Here is a 16283-nt window from a genome sequence, read left to right on the forward strand (position 1 = left end):
TGGGGGTGCCGCCCGTACGTCGAGTATGCACTGGAAACTGTTTGCCACGCTCGCCGAGACGGCCGGCGAGCGCGAGGTCGACATCGACGTCGAACCGAACGCGACCCTCGACGACGCGCTTGCGGCGCTGTTCGAGCGCCACCCCGCCCTCGAAGACGAGATCGTTCGGGATGGGGACGTGCGCGAGCACATCAACCTCCTGAGAAACGGCGAGGACCCCTTCACCGTCGGCGACGGGTTCGATACGGAACTCGACGCGGACGACGAACTCGCTGCGTTTCCACCCGTGAGCGGTGGTTGAGCGGCCGATTCAGAGGTCGGTGGTTGCATCGAGCGCGATGGCGATGGCGCGCTCGACGTTGTCCTTTGCCTTTGCGGGGAGTTCCTCGCCGTCGGTTTCGCCCTTCTGTGTCCCGGCGACGAGGTTGCCGTCCACCGTACAGAGCGCGCCCGCACGGAGACCCTTCCGGCGAGCAAGCGTGAAGATGGCCGCGGCCTCCATTTCGACGGCGAGCACGCCCGCCCGCTCCCACGCCTCGATGTACTCGTCGGTTTCGGCGTAGAAGGCGTCGTCCGAGGCGATCGCACCAACATGAACGGGTTCCTCGCGGGATTCGGCCGCCTCGACGAGTCCCGAGAGCACGTCGTAGTCGGGCACCGCAGGAAGGGTGTCGCGCTCGTATCTTCCGGTGGTCCCCTCGTCTTTGGCGGCTCCCGTGGCCACGACCACGTCGCCGACCTCGATGTCCTGCTGGAGCGCGCCCGTGGTTCCGACGCGGATGAGACTCTCGACGCCCACGTTCGAGAGTTCCTCGACGGCGATGGCGGCCGACGGACAGCCGATGCCCGTCGAGCAGATGGTCACGGGAGTACCCTCGTAAGTCGCGTTGACGATCTTGTATTCGCGGTTTTCGGCCACCGTCGTGGGGTTCTCGCAGTGGCCCGCGATGCGGTCGACGCGACCGGGGTCGCCCGGCAGCAGGGCAACGTCGTTCAGGTCGCCCGGTTCGACGAGCAAGTGTGGCTGTTTGGCCATATCAGGCGGTCGACGGCCGGCATGAAAAGTCGGTCCATCCGTTCTCCTGACCGTATCGTTATCATGTCTGCTGTTGTAGCCAAGCCATGCGAATCGAACCGTTCGAACTCGAACGCTGGTTCGGAAAGTACGAACACGACGCCGACATCATGCTCGCCGAGAGCGGCATCCGGAGCCTGCCCGCCTCGCGCTTCGACACCGACCCCGGAAAACTGGGCTACGTGATCCCGACCGACGGCGACCCCGACTTTCGAGAGGGGGTGGCCGAACGCTACGACCGCTCGGCCGAGGAGGTGGTGTTCACCTGTGGTACCCAGGAGGCGAACCTACTGGCGATGCTCGCAACCCTCGGCGACGAGAGCCACGCGGTCGTCGTCACACCGACCTACCAGTCGCTGCACGCGCTGCCCCGGTCGATCGCGGACGTCTCGACGGTCGAACTCGATTCTCCTGATTGGGCTCTCGACGTGGATGCCGTCGCCGATGCCATCCGACCCGAAACGGAACTGATCGTGTTGAACAACCCGAACAACCCCACCGGGAACTACCACTCCGCGGAGAGCGTTGCGGCGCTCTACGATCTCGCGGCCGACAACGACGCCTACCTGCTCTGTGACGAGGTGTATCGCCTGCTCGCCGACGACCCCATCCCGCCGGTGGCGAGCATGGGATCACGAGGAATCAGCACGACGAGTCTGACGAAAGCCCACGGGCTGGCGGGCCTGCGCTTCGGCTGGCTCGCTGGCCCGCCCGAAATCGTCGACGCTGCCCGCCGCTGGAAGGACTATACGACGATCTCGCCGTCGATCTTCGGCCAACACGTCGCCAGACAAGCCCTCGCCGACGAGGAGACGATTCTCGACGAGAACCGGGCGCTCGCGCGCGACCACCGCGAGCGCGTTGGCGAGTTCCTCGAAGAACACGGACTCGATTGGCACGAACCAGTCGGCGTGAACGCCTTTCCGACGATTCCCGAGAGCTTCGATGGCTCGAAGGAGTTCTGTCGCACGGTCGTCGAGGAGGAGTCGGTGGTGCTCGCGCCCGGCGACCTGTTCGGCTTCGACGACCGCTTCCGGCTGGGCTTCGGTTTGCCGACCGACGAGTTGGTAGAGGGACTGGAGCGGGTCGGGCGCGTCATCGACGCACACGCAGACTGACGAGTGTCCGATAGGTCCCGCGATTTCCAAACCGTTTATACAGCCCCGTCAGCAATCGCGCATATGGCCAGACAGCAGAATCAAGTCCGCGACCTCGACGAGGGGAGTTACGTGATGATCGACGACGCACCGTGCAAGATCACCGCCTACAGCACGGCGAAACCGGGAAAACACGGCAGCGCGAAGGCCCGCGTCGAGGGCAAGGGCGTCTTCGACGACAACAAGCGCAACTTCACCCAACCCGTCGACGCCAAGGTCTGGGTACCCATCATCCAGCGCAAACAGGGCCAAGTCGTCAGCGTCGAGAGCGAGGACGTCGCACAGGTGATGGACCTCGACACCTACCAGACGTTCACCATCAAGACGCCCGACGGCGAGGGGCTGTCGCCCGACGACGAGATCGAGTATCTGGAGATGGACGAGCAGCGAAAGATCGTTTGAATGGGCTTTCCCGGCGCGAACGAGGCGCGTGAAACGGCCGACTACGTTCTTCTCGGTGCGCCGCTCGACGTCTCGACGAGCTTTCAGCCCGGCACGCGCTTCGGGCCCCGCGAGGTGCGCCACCACGCCCACACCTTCGACGACTACGACCGCCGCACGGGCAAGGAATTCACCGATATCGGCGTTCACGACGCCGGCGACCTCGACGGCTGGGAGGACGCCGCCGAGTACCTCGAATTTCTTTCGGGGATGGTTTCGGATATTCTCGACGAGGAAAGCGTGCCGCTGCTCGTCGGCGGCGAACACACCGTCAGCGCCGCGGGTGTGCGTGCAACCGACCCCGATGTCTTCGTCTGTCTCGATGCCCACCTCGACCTCCGCGAGGAATATGCAGGAAACGAACTGAGCCACGCGACCGTCACCCGGCGCACCCTCGACGTCGTCGACGAGGCGATAATCCTCGGCGCACGCACTGGCAGCAAGGAGGAGTGGGAGCGTGCCGACCGCGACGACGTCACGGTGGTGCCGCCCGCGGACGTACCGGATTGGAACCCCGAATTCGACGGTGATGTGTATCTGAGCGTCGACATCGACGCCGCTGACCCCGGATTCGCCCCGGGTACAGGGACGATGGAGCCGTTCGGGCTGACCCCCCGCGAGATACGCCGCGTTGTCCAGGCGGTCGCTCCCCGCTCGACGGGGTTTGACGTCGTGGAGGTCAACGACCGCGACGACGGCCAGGCCGCCGCGCTCGCGGGAAAACTGCTCCGAGAGTTCGTCTACAGCCACGCCGTGCGAGCCGCCGACTGAATCGCGCGAGCGCGTTATTTCTTCGAGTCGCGTTTGAGCGTTCGTTTCGCCTTGCGCTTGATGCGTCGCTGTGCCTTGTGCGGCAGCTTTCGCCACGCCTTTCTGACCTTTTTGAGTTTGCCCATTGGTGTCACCTCGTGTGCCGCGATGGCACAACGAGATTTCTGGTCACACGTCCTTAACCGTGGCGACGAAATGTAGCGTACGAATTCCCGTCTTTGCCGAGCGCTTCGACGTCGTGGGGGTCAACGACCGCGACGACAGTCGGGCCGCTGCGCTCGCCGGCAAAATCTTTCGGGAGTTTTCTCCAGCCATGCCACGGAGACGACCGACTGAGCGCTCGAACTGATTTTCCCCGGCGGGCTATCGACGGCTTCATTCGTCCGATGGCTGAAGGGCCGCCGATGGTACTCGGCGGCATCCTTCCGGACACACCGGTCGTCCATGGTCTCGTGATCGTCGCGGCGACCGGCTTCATCTGGCTCGGCAGCGGCTGGCTGGAGGAGTCGGCCGAACGGCTGGCCGCCCACTACGGTCTGCCCGCGGTGGTCCAAGGCTCGGTCGTCGTCGCGGTCGGGTCGAGTTTTCCCGAACTCTCGAGTGTGGTGTTCACGGCGCTCGCCGGCGTCTTCGACATGGGCGTCGGGGCCATCGTCGGCTCGGCGGTGTTCAACGTGCTGATGATCCCCGCGCTGTCGGGCATCGCTGTCGATACCGACCTCGACGCGAATCGCGAAATCGTCTACAAGGAGGCTCAGTTCTACATGCTCGCGGTCGCCACGCTCGTCGTCACGTTCTCGCTCGCGGTCATCTACGCTCCGATTGCAGGAGAGACGCTCGTCGGCCGCATCACGCGCCCGCTCGCGGCGATTCCACTCCTCCTCTACGGGCTCTACCTGTTCATCCAGTGGCAGGACGTGAGCGACCACGACGCCACCATCGAGAGGGAGGCCGACATCGGGCGCGCGTGGGGCAAACTCGCCGCCGGGCTGGCCGTCATCCTCGTGACCGTCGAGCAGCTCGTCGGCAGCGTCGAGGCGCTCGGGGCGACCTTCGGCGTGCCCGAATTTCTCGCCGGCGTCACCGTCATCGCGGCGGCGACGAGCCTGCCCGACCTGCTCGTGAGCGTGCGCGCGGCCCGTGCGGGCAACTCGACCACGAGCCTCGGCAACGTACTCGGCTCGAACACGTTCGACCTGCTGGTGGCGATTCCGGTCGGCGTCCTCATCGTCGGCAGCGTGCCCATCGATTTCGCCGTCGCCGTGCCGATGCTGGGCGTGCTCACGCTGGCGACAGTCCTCCTCTTCACCGTCCTCCGGACCGGACTCTCGCTCACTACGCTCGAATCGTACGTGTTGCTTGCCGGCTACGGGTTGTTCGTCGCGTGGGTCGTCGCCGAGACCGCCGGCGTGACACACCTGCTCCGCGGTTCGTGAACGTGATCGCTGGCCGAATCAAGCGAGCGGCCGGAGCTCGGCGCTGAAATGGCGGAGTTCGGCCATCGTGGGTTCGTCGACGATCTCGTAGCCCGACAGCGCTTCACGCCGGTCGGCGACCGCCGCAAACGTCTCGGCGACGTGTTCGAGGTGGTCGCGGAAGTACGTTCGTCGGGGAAGACAGAGCCGGACGAGTTGGGGGCGTTCGGTCCCCGGAAAGGCGAGTTCGCCGAGTTCGACGGCGCGCACGCCGCCCTCGCGGTAGAGCGCACAGACGAGCGCCTGGCCCGGGAACTCCTCGCGGGGAATCGACGGCAGGAACTCGCCGGCGTCGACGTAGACCGCGTGGCCGCCGGTCGGCGTGCGAATCGGGACGCCGACCTCCTGAAGGAGCGCGCCGAGTTCGGCGACCTGTTCGACGCGCGATTCGATGTAGTGCTCCTCGACCGCCTCGCCCAACCCGACCGCCATCGCTTCGAGGTCGCGGCCAGCCATCCCACCGTAGGTGGTGAAACCCTCGAACAGGATGGCGCGCTGGCGAGCCTGCTCGTAGAGTTCGTCGTCACCCTCCCGGATGCCGACGAACCCACCGACGTTGACGAGGCCGTCCTTCTTCCCGCTCATCACGACGGCGTCGGCCATCGAGAGCTGTTCGCGGGCGACGGCGGCGACGCTCTCGCCCTCGAACTCCGCCTCGCGCTGGGCGACGAAATAGGCGTTCTCGGCGAAGCGGCAGGCGTCGATCACGAGCCGTGCATCGAGGTCGTCTGCAACCGTGCGCGCCGCCCGGAGGTTCTCGATGCTGACGGGCTGACCGGCCAAGGAGTTGTTCGTGATCGTGACGACGACGGCCGGAATCCGCTCCGCGCCGACTTCTTCGGCGAGGTCACGGACCGCATCGACGTCGAGATTCCCTTGGAATGGGTCGTCGGGACCGCTCTCGACCGGGCAATCGACCGGTTCGCCGCCGGCGTTGACGACGTGCGCCCGCGTCGTGTCGAAGTGGGTGTTGTTCGGGACGTACTCGCCCTCGGCGACGAGCGCGCCGTAGAGGACGTTCTCCGCGCCGCGGCCCTGATGGGCAGGGACGATGCGGGAAAAACCCATCACCTCCTCGACTGTGGCTTCGAGATTCCGGAAACTCTCGCTGCCGGCGTAGGACTCGTCGCCGCAGTGGAGCGCCGCCCACTGTTCGTCGCTCATCGCGCCGGTTCCGCTGTCGGTCAGCAGGTCGATGAACACCGCGCTCGCGTCGAGGTTGAACACGTTGTGACCCGCCTCGCGGAGGTGGCGCTCGCGCGCCGCCCGGTCGGGGAGTTCGATGCGCTTGACCGACTTCGCCTTGTACGCTCGCATGGCTCCGCATCGGCCGAGCGCGTGAAAACGCTAGCTGCCCACACGAGCGGACGAATGACCCATTTCGGTCGGCGGCGTCCATCTCCGAACATCGGTGTGGGTTCGCTGCCACGTGATCGGCGTGGGATATGATTGTTATTCGTTCCCACGTGGCGAAGCGGTTTATACGGCCGGCCGCTATCGCTCCGCATGTCGGCCGAATCGTTCACGCTCGCGGCGGCACAGGCGGAACCGGTCTATCACGACAAGGAGGCGACGCTCGACAAGACGTGTCGCTGGATACGGCGGGCAGGGAAGAAGGGCGCGGACCTCGTCGTCTTCCCGGAGACGTACTTTCCGGGCTATCCGTACTGGCGCGGCAGCGTTTCGATCCCGCGCTGGACCGAACTGATGGTCGACCTCCAGAAGAACAGCCTTCACGTCGCCGACGACGCGATCGACGTGCTCGGGGACGCGATCGCCGACGCGGACGTCCACGTGGTGCTCGGCACCAACGAGATGAGCGACCGCGCGGGCAGCGAGACCCTCTACAACTCGCTGTTTTACTTCGACCGTTCGGGCGACCTCGTTGGCCGCCACCGCAAGCTCATGCCGACCCACGAGGAGCGCGCCGTCTGGGGCCGGGGCGACCCGGAGAGCCTGCGGACCTACGGGTCGGACATCGGCCGGCTCGGCGGGCTGATCTGCTACGAGAACCACATGACGCTCTCGAAGGCCGCGCTGACGGCGAGGGGCGAGGAGATCCATGCCGCGGTCTGGCCCGGTTTCTGGGAACAAAACGGCCATCCGGGCGATAAAACTCGCGCCGCGGACGCGAGTGCGACCGAGACCTGTGACATCTATCCCGCGGTGCGCGAGTACGCCTTCGAGACCCAATCGTTCGTCGCCTCCTGTTCGGCCTACATGAGCGACGACGTCATCGAGTCGTTCGGCGCGGACGAACTCGGCTTCAACGTCGCCGCCGGCGGCAGCATGCTCGTCAACCCGGCGGGCGTCGTCAAGGCCGGCCCGGCAATCGGCGAGGAGACGTTACTCACGGCGGAGTTCGAGCGCGACGAGCGCCGGGCCACGAAGGCCTACTTCGACGCGATGGGCCACTACACCCGCTGGGATGCGGTGCATCTGGAGCTACACGACGGACGATACGAGCCGGCTCGTACCCACGACCACGACCGACAGAGCACCACGGACACGGAGCGGACGGTTCGCGCGCCGTCGGCAGCGGAACTCGGCGCGATTGCCGACGAGCACGACGTCCCGGTCGAGACCGTCGAGGCGGTCGCCGATGCCGTTCGAGGGCAGCGGGAGGAATGAAGACAGGACTGGATCTACGTCGCCACGCCGAACGACTCGACCATCGCGGCCGCGGTCGGCGCGAAGGCGATGGCGTCGTGCCAGTCGATACCGAGCGTGTAGCCGGCGTCGGTCGTGGTCACGAACAGGTAGCACAGCCGCCAGCGCTCGCCGGCGTCGTCGAGGTAGGTACATTCGAGCAGCCGTCCCGACTCGTCGCTCGCCACCCGTACGGTCCCGTCACCGAGCACGTCGAGTTCGGTGACGTACGCGTCGGCATCGAGTTCGTCGCGGAAGGCCGCCACGGCGGCCGCGGTGGTTTGGCCACCCCGTTCGACGAACACGGCCGCGCCGACGTCGCTGTCGGGGGCCTCGAACGTTGCGCCGTCGGCGTCGGCGTCGACCGACCAGTGAGCGGGGTAGGCGAGGCGATAACCGTGCTCCTCGTCCTCGTAGGCTTCCAATGTCGGCTCGGCTGTGGCGTGTGTCATCGTTCGCTGTCGGGGTGTGCTCGTCGACGCGCTCGCCGCCGTCGATGGGCGTTCGCGCCGCGGCTGGCTGTTCGTGGTGCGCTGCGGGGATCGGGAGGGAGTTACGCCAGCCGGTCGGCGATCTTCGCGGCGATGGGCATCCTGACGGCGTCGCCCTGGTAGGCTTTGACCATCATGTACACCCACGCGGCGAAACTGCCGACGGCGACGACGAGCCAGACCAGTCCGAGGATCAGCCCGAAGAGGCTGCCCGCGAGGAACATTCCGGAGCTCCCGCTGAACGTCGCCATCGAGACGACCGTTCCGAGGAACGTCAGCGCGATGTAGGCGACGGCGAGCAGGCCGGTGAAGGCCATGCTCTGGGCGGCGTGCCAGCGGACGAACCGGTCGTCGCGCTCGATGAGATAGAACAGCAGCCCCGAGACGAACCCGAACAGATACGACAGCGCCCCCGCGGTGGTGCTGTCGAGTCCGGAGCTGCTCTCGGCGGCCGGTGATTCCTGTTCGATACCGATGTCTTGTGTGCTGCTTGCCATCTGTGGTCTCCTGTGGTTTCGTTTCCGTTCGTCCGCACGAACGCCGGCGGCGGCCCCGCCAACGTCCTGAGAGAGGCACGAACGCAGGTTATAGCCATCGCGTGGGTTCGTCGCATGGTGTGGGACGGTTTCACGATATGGGACGATTGCACACGGTGGCTATATTCTCCCCGCCGGCCTCTCTGGGGTCGAGTCACTCGGTGGCTCGGAGTACACAATGGATTTCGACGAATTCGTCCGGTCGCACGGACCCGAAGAGAACACGGAAGCGTTCGAACGCGAAAGCTCGAAGATGCTCGACATCTCCCTCGACGGGAGTATCATGGCCAAAGCCGGCTCGATGATCGGCTACACTGGCGACATCTCCTTCGAGCGCAAGTCCTCCGGCGGGCTGAAGGGGATGCTCAAAAAGCGCGTGACCGGCGAGGGGACCGTAATGATGCGTGCCTCCGGCAACGGCCACCTCTATCTCGCCGACGCCGGCAAGGAGGTGCAGATCCTCGAACTCGACGCCGACGACGAGGTGAGTGTGAACGGTAACGACGTCCTCGCCTTGGAGGAATCGGTGAACTGGGACATCAAGATGATGAGCTCCATCGCCGGGTCCGCCTCGGGCGGCCTGTTCAACGTCTATCTGAAGGGGCCGGGCCACATCGCCATCACCACCCACGGCGAGCCGCTGGTGCTCCCGACGCCGGTCCGGACCGACCCGAACGCGACCGTCGCCTGGAGCGCGAACGTCTCGCCGAGCGCGAAGCGCGACCTGAACATCAAGAGCTTCATCGGGCGGTCGTCCGGCGAGAGCTTCCAGCTCGAATTCGCCGGCCAGGACGGGTTCGTCATCGTCCAGCCCTACGAGGAGATCAACCCCGACGGGGGCGATGCGGGCGGCGAGAGCAGTAGTGCCGGTCAGGGCGTCAGCGTGAGCGACTTCCTCTGAACACCCGCTGACGCCGCGGAGCCTCCCCCTCCCTTATCGCAGCTAACGGACCGATTGACACCGCTTATTCGTCCGCCGCACGCAGTCGTCGTGTGGAGCTATCGATAGTCGATCTGGCACCAGTACCCGAGGACGGGTCGGCGACCGAGGCGTTCGAGAATACGGTCGAGCGCGCCCAGCACGCCGAGGAACTCGGCTACTCGCGCTTCTGGGTGGCCGAACATCACGACTTCACCGACCGGCTGGCGAGCACCACGCCCGAGGTGCTCATCGCGCATCTCGCGGCCAACACGTCGAGCATTCGTGTCGGCTCCGGCACAGTGTTGCTCAATCACTACAGCCCGTACAAGGTGGCCGAAACCTTCGGGGTACTCGACGCGCTCGCGCCCGATCGCATCGATCTCGGACTCGGCCGGGCGACCGGCAACCCGGTTGGCGACTACGCCCTCCAAGCCGACCGCAGCCAGCGCCGCCGCAGCGACGACCACGCCGAGAAGATCAACGAGACCGCCGCCCACCTCCACGACGGCTTCCCCGACGACCACCAGTTCAGCCAGTTGGACATCGCCCGCTCGGCAGAGTCGGTCCCCGAGGTGTGGGTGCTCGGGTCGAGTCCGTCGAGTGCGGCCATCGCCGGCGAACTGGGACTGCCTTACTGTTTCGCGTCGTTCATCAGGCCCGGACCAGCGGTTGAAGCGTTCGAGACCTACCGCGAGCGCTTCCAGCCGTCGTCGTTCGGTGCCGGCCCCGACAGTCCGGAAGGGATGCTCGCGGTGAACGTCACCTGCGCGGAAACCGACGAGAAGGCCGCACGACTGCGCGCGACGACCGAAGCCTCACGCCAGCGACTGGAGCGCGGTCTCGCCGACGCGCCGCCGATCCGTTCGACCGAGGAGGCGATCGAGGAACTCGGCGGCGTGCCGGAGCCGACCGAGCGGCCGCTCGAACCCGGCGAGTGGCCGCGCCAGATTTCGGGCAGTCCCGCAACCGCTCGCGACCTGCTGGAGGAGATGACCGCACAGGCCGGCGTCGAGCGGGTCATGGTCCAGAGCCAACTCGCCGACCCCGACGACGTGCTTCGCTCGCACGAACTGCTCGCCGACGCGTTCGACCTCTAACTAGCGGACGACCGTCACGGGAACCGGCGAACGCCGCACCACCCGCTCGGCGACGCTGCCGAGCAGGATGCGCGTGAGGTCCGAGCGGTTGTGGCTGCCGATGACCACGTGGTCGATATCGCCCTCCTCGACGTAGCGGAGGATGCGCCGTGCGGGGTCACCGACCGCGATCTCGCTCGACACTGCGACACCCTCCTCGGCAGCCTGCTCGCTCGCCGTCGTGTGCAGTTCCTCGGCGTCCGTCCGCGCGGCCTCGTACCACTCCTCGGAGTAGCCGGGCATGCCGGGAATACCAGTTGGAGACTGCAAGCCGACCGTGTTCGGGTCGATGTCGAAGGGGTTGATGACGGTCACGAGGGTGCACTCGACGTCGCTCATGCCGAGTGCGTACTCCAGTGCGTGCTCCGAACGCGGCGAGCCGTCGATGGGAACGAGGACGTGCTCGGTCATGTGATCGCTACCGTCGCCCCGCGTATAGCGATTATCGTTTCGCGCTCACTCGCCGGCGAGCGCCGATTCGACGAGCCGTCGGCCGCCGATGGCGGCGGGGCTGACGACGGCGTTCGCGCCGGCGCGTTCGAGTTTCGGGGCGTTCTCGGCCTCGGTGGCGGCGGCGACGATGCGGATGTCCGGGCGGTGTTCGCGCACGGTGAGCACGGCCAGCGCGTCGGTCGCGTCGCTGTCGCTGGCGACGATGGCCGCCCGGGCGCGGTCGATGCCGGCGCGGGCGAGCGCCGCGCCGTCGGTCGGGTCGGCGACGAAGACCGGCATGTCGCGCTCGGCGGCCGGCGGCAGTTTCGGTTCGTTTGCCTCGGAGACGACGAGCACCAGGTCGTCCACGTCGAGTTCGTCGAGGACTGATTCGGTCAGGCCGCCGTAGCCGAGCACGAGCACGTGGTCGTCGCGTTCGGCGAGTTGTGAGTCGGTCATGGTTCCGAGCGCGCGCGTGAGACGGTCCTCGATGGCCGGGGCCACCAATGCACCGATCGCGAGCCCGAAACTCGCCGTCCCGACGACGATGACCGAGACGGTGAACAGCCGCGCCTGTTCGGTGATGGGCGTCGCGTCGCCGTAGCCGACGGTGCTGGCGGTGATGATCGTGTAGTAGAAGGCGTCGGTGAGCGTCTCGACGCCGCGGAAGGCTTCCCGAAGGGTGTAGGCCCCGACGGTGCCGTAGAGCAGCGCGCCGCTGACGGCGATGAACGCCGCGACCTGCGTCGCCGAGAGGTCGAGTTCCCGCTCGAAGCGGTTACGGGTGAGCACCAGCACCGAGAGCGTCGCCACCGAGAGGGCGGCGACCGGAAACGAGACGACGCTCGACTGGACGATCGCCTCGAAGACCGTCACCGAGAGCAAGAGGACGGCCGCGTACCACGCCGCTCGCCGCCCGGTGCGCAGTTCGAGCGAGCTGATGAGGAGGAGAAATCCCGTGAGGACGGCCGTAAATCCGGCCGTCCGCCGGACGCCGCTGGCGATGAGACCGGTCAGCGGGCCGAACGTTTTCGGCGAGCCGAGCACGGCGACGCCGGTGAGGATCGACAGCAGCGCCACCGCGGTGGTCAGCGTGACGGCCACTCGTCGGCCAAGCAACACGTGCAGTCGGCGCGCGCCCAGCCGCCGCTTTCCCACCGTCTCGAGCGCGTCGAGCACTCGCCTCAATCGCATGCGCGTCGGCCAATCGCCCATCGTGGGGATAAGAATGCTGGTCGATCGGCTCGCCCGCGCTCGTCGATAACGGTCGGAGCACTGTTGAATCGTCGTTCGGGACGGCCCTTCGAGAGCCGTTGTCATCGTGTGAGTGACTTCGACTCATTTATGCGCACCGACCGAGTCGCTTCGACGAATGCGCTCGTGGTCGGGGGGCCGGTGGCTCCTGCCGGTCGTCTTGCTGGCGCTCGTCGCCCACGCCGAGACGCTCGAGTACTGGTTCGTCGCCAGCGACACGCTCCCGCTCGTCGCGACGAGCCGCGTCACTGACCCGGCCGGGTTCGTCGCGCTGTTCACCCAGCCGCTGATGGCCGGTTCGGATTTCACCACTACTGCGCTGTTCTACCGCCCGGTTTCGACGCTCACCTACGCCATCGATTACGCGCTCTGGGGACTGAATCCCGCCGGCTACCACCTCACGAACCTCCTGTTGCACACCGCCGCGGCGGCGCTCGTCGCCGTCTGCACAGTACAAATCACGCGCCGGCGAGCGGTCGGCGTGCTCGCTGGCGCTCTGTTCGCTATCCATCCAGTCACCGCCGAGGTCGTCCCCGTGACCGCACGGCGACAGGACACACTCCTCACTATTTTCGTCCTGCTCTCGCTCGTCCTGTTCGTCCGCTGGTATCGCGCGACCGCGCCGGCCGAGCGGTTCCCCTGGCGCTGGGCGAGCCATCGCCCGCTCGGGGGTGCGCTGGTCGCCTACGCGCTCGCTCTCGGCGCGAAGGAGACGGCCGTCGTCGTTCCTGTGATGGCTACGGTGTGGGTCCTCCTCCATCGTGAGAGCGACCGACCGCGACAGCTCTTCCGAACGCTGTTCGGGACTGTCGGTCCGTTCGCCGCCGTCACACTCACGTATCTCGCGGTTCGTGTCGCCGTCCTCGACGGTCTCGGGGGCTATCGCGTACCCACGAGCGCGACCCTTCTCGATAGATCGCTCTTCGGCGTGAAGTACCTCCTCTGGCTCGTCTATCCGCAGAACGCCATCCTGGGGCTGCCGTCACTGCGTGCCGCGGGCACACCGTCGCTCGTCGTCGGCGTCGCCGGCGTGTTGCTCGTCGGTGCGCTCGTGGTGATGGCGCTGCTGCGGCAGGGCTACTTTCATCGGGGACGGTTCCGCCGGCTGCGGGCGCTCTCGCCGGTTGCGAGCGTCGTCGGGTTCGCGGCGATACCGCTCGTGCTCGCCGGCGAGTCGCTCGGGGCGGTTGCGCTGCCCGCAATCGAGAACCCTCTCGGCGGCTATCTCGTCGGCGTGCTGTTCGTCGGGGCCTGTCTCGCCGGTCTCGCCACCGCGCTGTTCGCGGGGGGCGTCCCGATCGGTGGGAACAGACGTCGACAGTTGGCGTTTTTCGCCTGCTGGGTGCTCGTGCCGCTCTCGCTGCTCGTGACGCGCGGATTCGTCACGAGCAAGCCGCTGACCTTCGGCTTCGGGATGCGCAACGGCTACCTCGCGGCCGCGCCCGCGATGGCCGCGCTCGCGCTGGTGGTGGTGCCCTCGCTACGGCGCGTGCTCGCGGCCCTCCGAGACGCGCTTACGGACGAACGCAACTCGGCCCCGAACGCCGGCGACATGGCCTGCATCGCCGCCATCGGCCTCCTCCTGTTTCCGGTGCTCGGCGCATCGCCACTCCTGTACGCCGGCGACGGCTGGCGGTCGGCGGGCGATCTCAACGAGCGCTCGCTGTCGGGACTGGACGACGCGCTCGACGGCGTGTCGGGCGACAAACCGATATACGTCGTGAACTTCCCGCAGGGCTTCGACAACAGTCACCAACCAACCCCGCACGCCCAGTCGGTGACGCCGCTGCGCCCCTACTCGGTCGAGGCGTGGCTTGAACTCGACGGAATGAGGGACCCACAGGTTCGGTTCGTCCGGTCGGCGACCGTCTCCGAAATCCCCGAACTCGCTTTCCGAACCGAGGAGCGCGAGCGGTTGACCGCCGTCTGGGTCGAGCGGGCCGTGAACGACACACGACTGTCGAGAACGGCGAGCGCGCGGCCAGGTGTGACGAACGTACCGTCGCGCGCGGCGGTGGTGAACTGATATGGAGAGGTCGCACAAACTCGTGCTCGCGGCGGCGCTGGCGTTCGCACTCGGCGTGCTGGCACACGTCGAATCGCTCGGTTACTGGTTCACCTCCTACGATTCGATCGCACTCGTCGAGACGAGTCGGATCGCCTCGCTCGCCGACCTGCGAGTCATCCTGACGAAACCGCTGCTGTACGGCACCTCCTACGTCGAAGCAGGCCGATTCTATCGCCCGGTCGTCAACCTCGTCTACGCCGGCGAGTACGCGCTCTGGGGACCCGACCCGCTCGGCTATCACCTCACGAACCTGCTGCTGCACGGACTGGTCGCCGCGCTCGTCGTACTCACCATCCGCTCGCTGACCGACTCGCTGCGCATCGGGGCACTCACTGGTGCTCTCTTCGCCATCCATCCCCTCGGTACCGACGTCGTGCCGGCGATCTCCAGACGGCAGGACGTCCTGCTGGCGCTCTTCGGCCTGCTGGCGCTCTGGCTGTTCGTCGAGAGCGTCCGCCGAGACAGCAGACGACTGCGCGCGGGGGCGGCCGTGGCCTACGCGCTCGCGCTGCTCTCGAAGGAACCCGCCGCCGTCGTCGGCCCACTCGCCTTCCTCTGGGTGCTGCTCGACGGCCCCTCACTCCGCCGTGTCTCGACGTATCGCCGGGCCATCGTCGCGGTGTCCCCGCTCGCGGCCGTCGCGGGAGCCTATGTACTAGTTCGCTTTGCGGTGCTCGGCGGCGTCGGCGGCTACACGCACGACCCGCCGCTGGCTCAGACACTGCTCTTCCCGGTCGAGTACGCCCTCTCGCTCGTCTATCAGGCCGACGTCCTCGCCGCCATTCGGGATTTCTCGGTACCGCTCGTCGTCATCGTCGTGGCCGCCGCCCCGTTCGCGCTCCTCCTGTCGTTCGCCCGCGAGCGCTCGCCCGACGACCTCACTCCGCGTCACGCCCTTCCGATCGTCCTCGCGGTCGCCGGGTTCGGCGCGCTCGTCGTCGCCGTTCGGTTCCCGAGTGCTTCGCCACTCTCGTCGGTCGAAAGCGTCGAGCACGTCGGCTGGTACACCGCCGGCATCGTCTTCATCGTCGCCGCCACGAGCGCGCTGGTGGGCGCACTCGCCTCGACACGCGCACTCGACACCCGCCGCTCGACGGGGTTTTTCGTCCTCTGGCTGCTCTCGCCGCTTCCCCTGTTCTTCCTCGCCCGGCAGTTCGCCTTTCGGGACGCGTACTTCTTCGCCATCCCGCTGCTCGCGCTGGCCGCGACGTATCTCGACGGCGCGCTTCCCTCCCTCAACGAGTGGCGCTTGGTGGGGCGCGACACCGACGCGCTGGTGGTCGCCGCCGTGGTCGTCCTCCTGCTCCCCTCGCTCGCGGCGTCGCCGCTCGTCCATACCGACACGGGCTGGGGCGCGACGAGCGACGTCTCCCGGTCGGCACTCGCCGAAATCAACGATTCGGTGAGTGGGGTCGATGCCGACACGCCCGTCGCCGTCGCCGGGATTCCGACGAAACTCGATGCCCATCCCAAACGGCTCGGGCAGGCACACAAGGTGACCATGCTCCAGCCACACTCGGTCCGATCGTGGCTGCGGCTACAGGGCCACGAGAACCGGGTCGCGTTCGGCCGGTTGCAGTCGTTCGAGACCGCCCCACGAAACGTCTCGGTGCGGACGCGGGAGAACGGACGACTGCTGGTGTGGCTCCGCTACGAGTGAGGGCGGACCGCGGCCGACCCCGGCGGTGTGAAAGCGCTTTTGCCCGCCGGCGCGCTGGATTCGTGTGGTGGCGATGACGAGCCGTTACCCCCGCCGAGCCCCGTGTGACGAGGCCCTTTACCGAGCCACCACTCACCACAGACGGTTAGTGTCATCACCTCGCCGTGCTGTCCGACCGATGAAGCGACACGCTACCGAGACGGCAACGTTTTGCGT

General features: G+C 67.0%; 16 protein-coding genes. 10 read left to right on the plus strand and 6 right to left on the minus strand.

Features of this window, described 5'->3' with window-relative positions; genetic code table 11:
- Window positions 1-25 precede the first annotated feature (25 nt).
- A complete protein-coding gene (locus tag ACP97_RS16710; RefSeq protein WP_049998979.1) occupies window positions 26-301 on the plus strand; it encodes a ubiquitin-like small modifier protein 1 in 276 nt (91 codons plus the stop codon).
- 9 nt (window positions 302-310) lie between these two features.
- Here the strand turns inward: ACP97_RS16710 and ACP97_RS16715 are convergent, their stop codons facing one another.
- Window positions 311-1036: a nucleoside phosphorylase gene (locus ACP97_RS16715; protein WP_049998980.1), complete on the minus strand. Its 726-nt coding sequence runs from the start codon at window positions 1034-1036 to the stop codon at window positions 311-313.
- An 86-nt stretch (window positions 1037-1122) separates the two neighbouring features.
- Here ACP97_RS16715 and ACP97_RS16720 point away from each other — a divergent pair, with 86 nt between their 5' ends.
- The 4 genes from ACP97_RS16720 (at window position 1123) to ACP97_RS16735 (ending at window position 4880) form a co-directional block, all read left to right on the plus strand.
- Window positions 1123-2193 (plus strand): aminotransferase class I/II-fold pyridoxal phosphate-dependent enzyme, encoded by a 1071-nt coding sequence (locus ACP97_RS16720; RefSeq protein ID WP_049998981.1) that lies wholly within the window; start codon window positions 1123-1125, stop codon window positions 2191-2193.
- A 63-nt stretch (window positions 2194-2256) separates the two neighbouring features.
- A complete protein-coding gene (locus tag ACP97_RS16725; RefSeq protein WP_049998982.1) occupies window positions 2257-2634 on the plus strand; it encodes a translation initiation factor IF-5A in 378 nt (125 codons plus the stop codon).
- Window positions 2635-3444, plus strand: coding sequence for an agmatinase (speB, locus tag ACP97_RS16730; RefSeq protein ID WP_049998983.1), 810 nt, complete (start codon window positions 2635-2637; stop codon window positions 3442-3444).
- Window positions 3445-3848: 404 nt separating this feature from the next.
- A complete protein-coding gene (locus ACP97_RS16735) occupies window positions 3849-4880 on the plus strand; it encodes a sodium:calcium antiporter (protein ID WP_049998984.1) in 1032 nt (343 codons plus the stop codon).
- Window positions 4881-4898: 18 nt separating this feature from the next.
- Here the strand turns inward: ACP97_RS16735 and ACP97_RS16740 are convergent, their stop codons facing one another.
- Window positions 4899-6236 carry a tryptophanase gene (locus tag ACP97_RS16740; RefSeq protein ID WP_049998985.1) on the minus strand — a complete coding sequence of 446 codons (1338 nt, stop codon included), beginning with the start codon at window positions 6234-6236 and terminating at the stop codon, window positions 4899-4901.
- A gap of 189 nt (window positions 6237-6425) precedes the next feature.
- Here ACP97_RS16740 and ACP97_RS16745 point away from each other — a divergent pair, with 189 nt between their 5' ends.
- Window positions 6426-7550 carry a carbon-nitrogen hydrolase family protein gene (locus ACP97_RS16745; RefSeq protein WP_049998986.1) on the plus strand — a complete coding sequence of 375 codons (1125 nt, stop codon included), beginning with the start codon at window positions 6426-6428 and terminating at the stop codon, window positions 7548-7550.
- Between the two features lie 14 nt (window positions 7551-7564).
- Here the strand turns inward: ACP97_RS16745 and ACP97_RS16750 are convergent, their stop codons facing one another.
- Together ACP97_RS16750 and ACP97_RS16755 are read right to left on the minus strand one after the other, a co-directional pair.
- Complete coding sequence (locus ACP97_RS16750) at window positions 7565-8020, minus strand: hypothetical protein (RefSeq protein WP_049998987.1); 456 nt, start codon at window positions 8018-8020, stop codon at window positions 7565-7567.
- A gap of 101 nt (window positions 8021-8121) precedes the next feature.
- Window positions 8122-8556 carry a DUF4870 domain-containing protein gene (locus ACP97_RS16755; protein ID WP_049998988.1) on the minus strand — a complete coding sequence of 145 codons (435 nt, stop codon included), beginning with the start codon at window positions 8554-8556 and terminating at the stop codon, window positions 8122-8124.
- Between the two features lie 217 nt (window positions 8557-8773).
- On the opposite strand from ACP97_RS16755, the gene ACP97_RS16760 reads away from it, so the two are divergent.
- Both ACP97_RS16760 and ACP97_RS16765 read left to right on the plus strand, forming a co-directional pair.
- Window positions 8774-9496, plus strand: coding sequence for an AIM24 family protein (locus ACP97_RS16760; RefSeq protein ID WP_049998989.1), 723 nt, complete (start codon window positions 8774-8776; stop codon window positions 9494-9496).
- A 92-nt stretch (window positions 9497-9588) separates the two neighbouring features.
- Complete coding sequence (locus tag ACP97_RS16765; protein ID WP_049998990.1) at window positions 9589-10614, plus strand: LLM class flavin-dependent oxidoreductase; 1026 nt, start codon at window positions 9589-9591, stop codon at window positions 10612-10614.
- Here ACP97_RS16765 and ACP97_RS16770 read toward each other — a convergent pair whose 3' ends face one another.
- Window positions 10615-11064 (minus strand): universal stress protein, encoded by a 450-nt coding sequence (locus ACP97_RS16770; protein ID WP_049998991.1) that lies wholly within the window; start codon window positions 11062-11064, stop codon window positions 10615-10617.
- Window positions 11065-11109: 45 nt separating this feature from the next.
- Complete coding sequence (locus ACP97_RS16775; protein ID WP_049999251.1) at window positions 11110-12279, minus strand: NAD-binding protein; 1170 nt, start codon at window positions 12277-12279, stop codon at window positions 11110-11112.
- A 178-nt stretch (window positions 12280-12457) separates the two neighbouring features.
- On the opposite strand from ACP97_RS16775, the gene ACP97_RS16780 reads away from it, so the two are divergent.
- Window positions 12458-14365, plus strand: coding sequence for a hypothetical protein (locus tag ACP97_RS16780; RefSeq protein ID WP_049998992.1), 1908 nt, complete (start codon window positions 12458-12460; stop codon window positions 14363-14365).
- A 1-nt stretch (window position 14366) separates the two neighbouring features.
- Window positions 14367-16067: a glycosyltransferase family 39 protein gene (locus ACP97_RS16785; RefSeq protein ID WP_049998993.1), complete on the plus strand. Its 1701-nt coding sequence runs from the start codon at window positions 14367-14369 to the stop codon at window positions 16065-16067.
- Window positions 16068-16283 lie beyond the last annotated feature (216 nt).

It is taken from the genome of Halococcus sediminicola (assembly GCF_000755245.1).
In the GTDB taxonomy this organism is placed as follows: domain Archaea; phylum Halobacteriota; class Halobacteria; order Halobacteriales; family Halococcaceae; genus Halococcus; species Halococcus sediminicola.

Coding starts and splice junctions, on each gene's coding strand:
- ACP97_RS16710 (WP_049998979.1), top strand. CDS start 26: ATGCACTGGAAACTGTTTGCCACGCTCGCCGAGACGGCCGGCGAGCGC.
- ACP97_RS16715 (WP_049998980.1), bottom strand. CDS start 1,036: ATGGCCAAACAGCCACACTTGCTCGTCGAACCGGGCGACCTGAACGAC.
- ACP97_RS16720 (WP_049998981.1), top strand. CDS start 1,123: ATGCGAATCGAACCGTTCGAACTCGAACGCTGGTTCGGAAAGTACGAA.
- ACP97_RS16725 (WP_049998982.1), top strand. CDS start 2,257: ATGGCCAGACAGCAGAATCAAGTCCGCGACCTCGACGAGGGGAGTTAC.
- speB (WP_049998983.1), top strand. CDS start 2,635: ATGGGCTTTCCCGGCGCGAACGAGGCGCGTGAAACGGCCGACTACGTT.
- ACP97_RS16735 (WP_049998984.1), top strand. CDS start 3,849: ATGGTACTCGGCGGCATCCTTCCGGACACACCGGTCGTCCATGGTCTC.
- ACP97_RS16740 (WP_049998985.1), bottom strand. CDS start 6,236: ATGCGAGCGTACAAGGCGAAGTCGGTCAAGCGCATCGAACTCCCCGAC.
- ACP97_RS16745 (WP_049998986.1), top strand. CDS start 6,426: ATGTCGGCCGAATCGTTCACGCTCGCGGCGGCACAGGCGGAACCGGTC.
- ACP97_RS16750 (WP_049998987.1), bottom strand. CDS start 8,020: ATGACACACGCCACAGCCGAGCCGACATTGGAAGCCTACGAGGACGAG.
- ACP97_RS16755 (WP_049998988.1), bottom strand. CDS start 8,556: ATGGCAAGCAGCACACAAGACATCGGTATCGAACAGGAATCACCGGCC.
- ACP97_RS16760 (WP_049998989.1), top strand. CDS start 8,774: ATGGATTTCGACGAATTCGTCCGGTCGCACGGACCCGAAGAGAACACG.
- ACP97_RS16770 (WP_049998991.1), bottom strand. CDS start 11,064: ATGACCGAGCACGTCCTCGTTCCCATCGACGGCTCGCCGCGTTCGGAG.
- ACP97_RS16775 (WP_049999251.1), bottom strand. CDS start 12,279: ATGCGATTGAGGCGAGTGCTCGACGCGCTCGAGACGGTGGGAAAGCGG.
- ACP97_RS16780 (WP_049998992.1), top strand. CDS start 12,458: ATGCGCTCGTGGTCGGGGGGCCGGTGGCTCCTGCCGGTCGTCTTGCTG.
- ACP97_RS16785 (WP_049998993.1), top strand. CDS start 14,367: ATGGAGAGGTCGCACAAACTCGTGCTCGCGGCGGCGCTGGCGTTCGCA.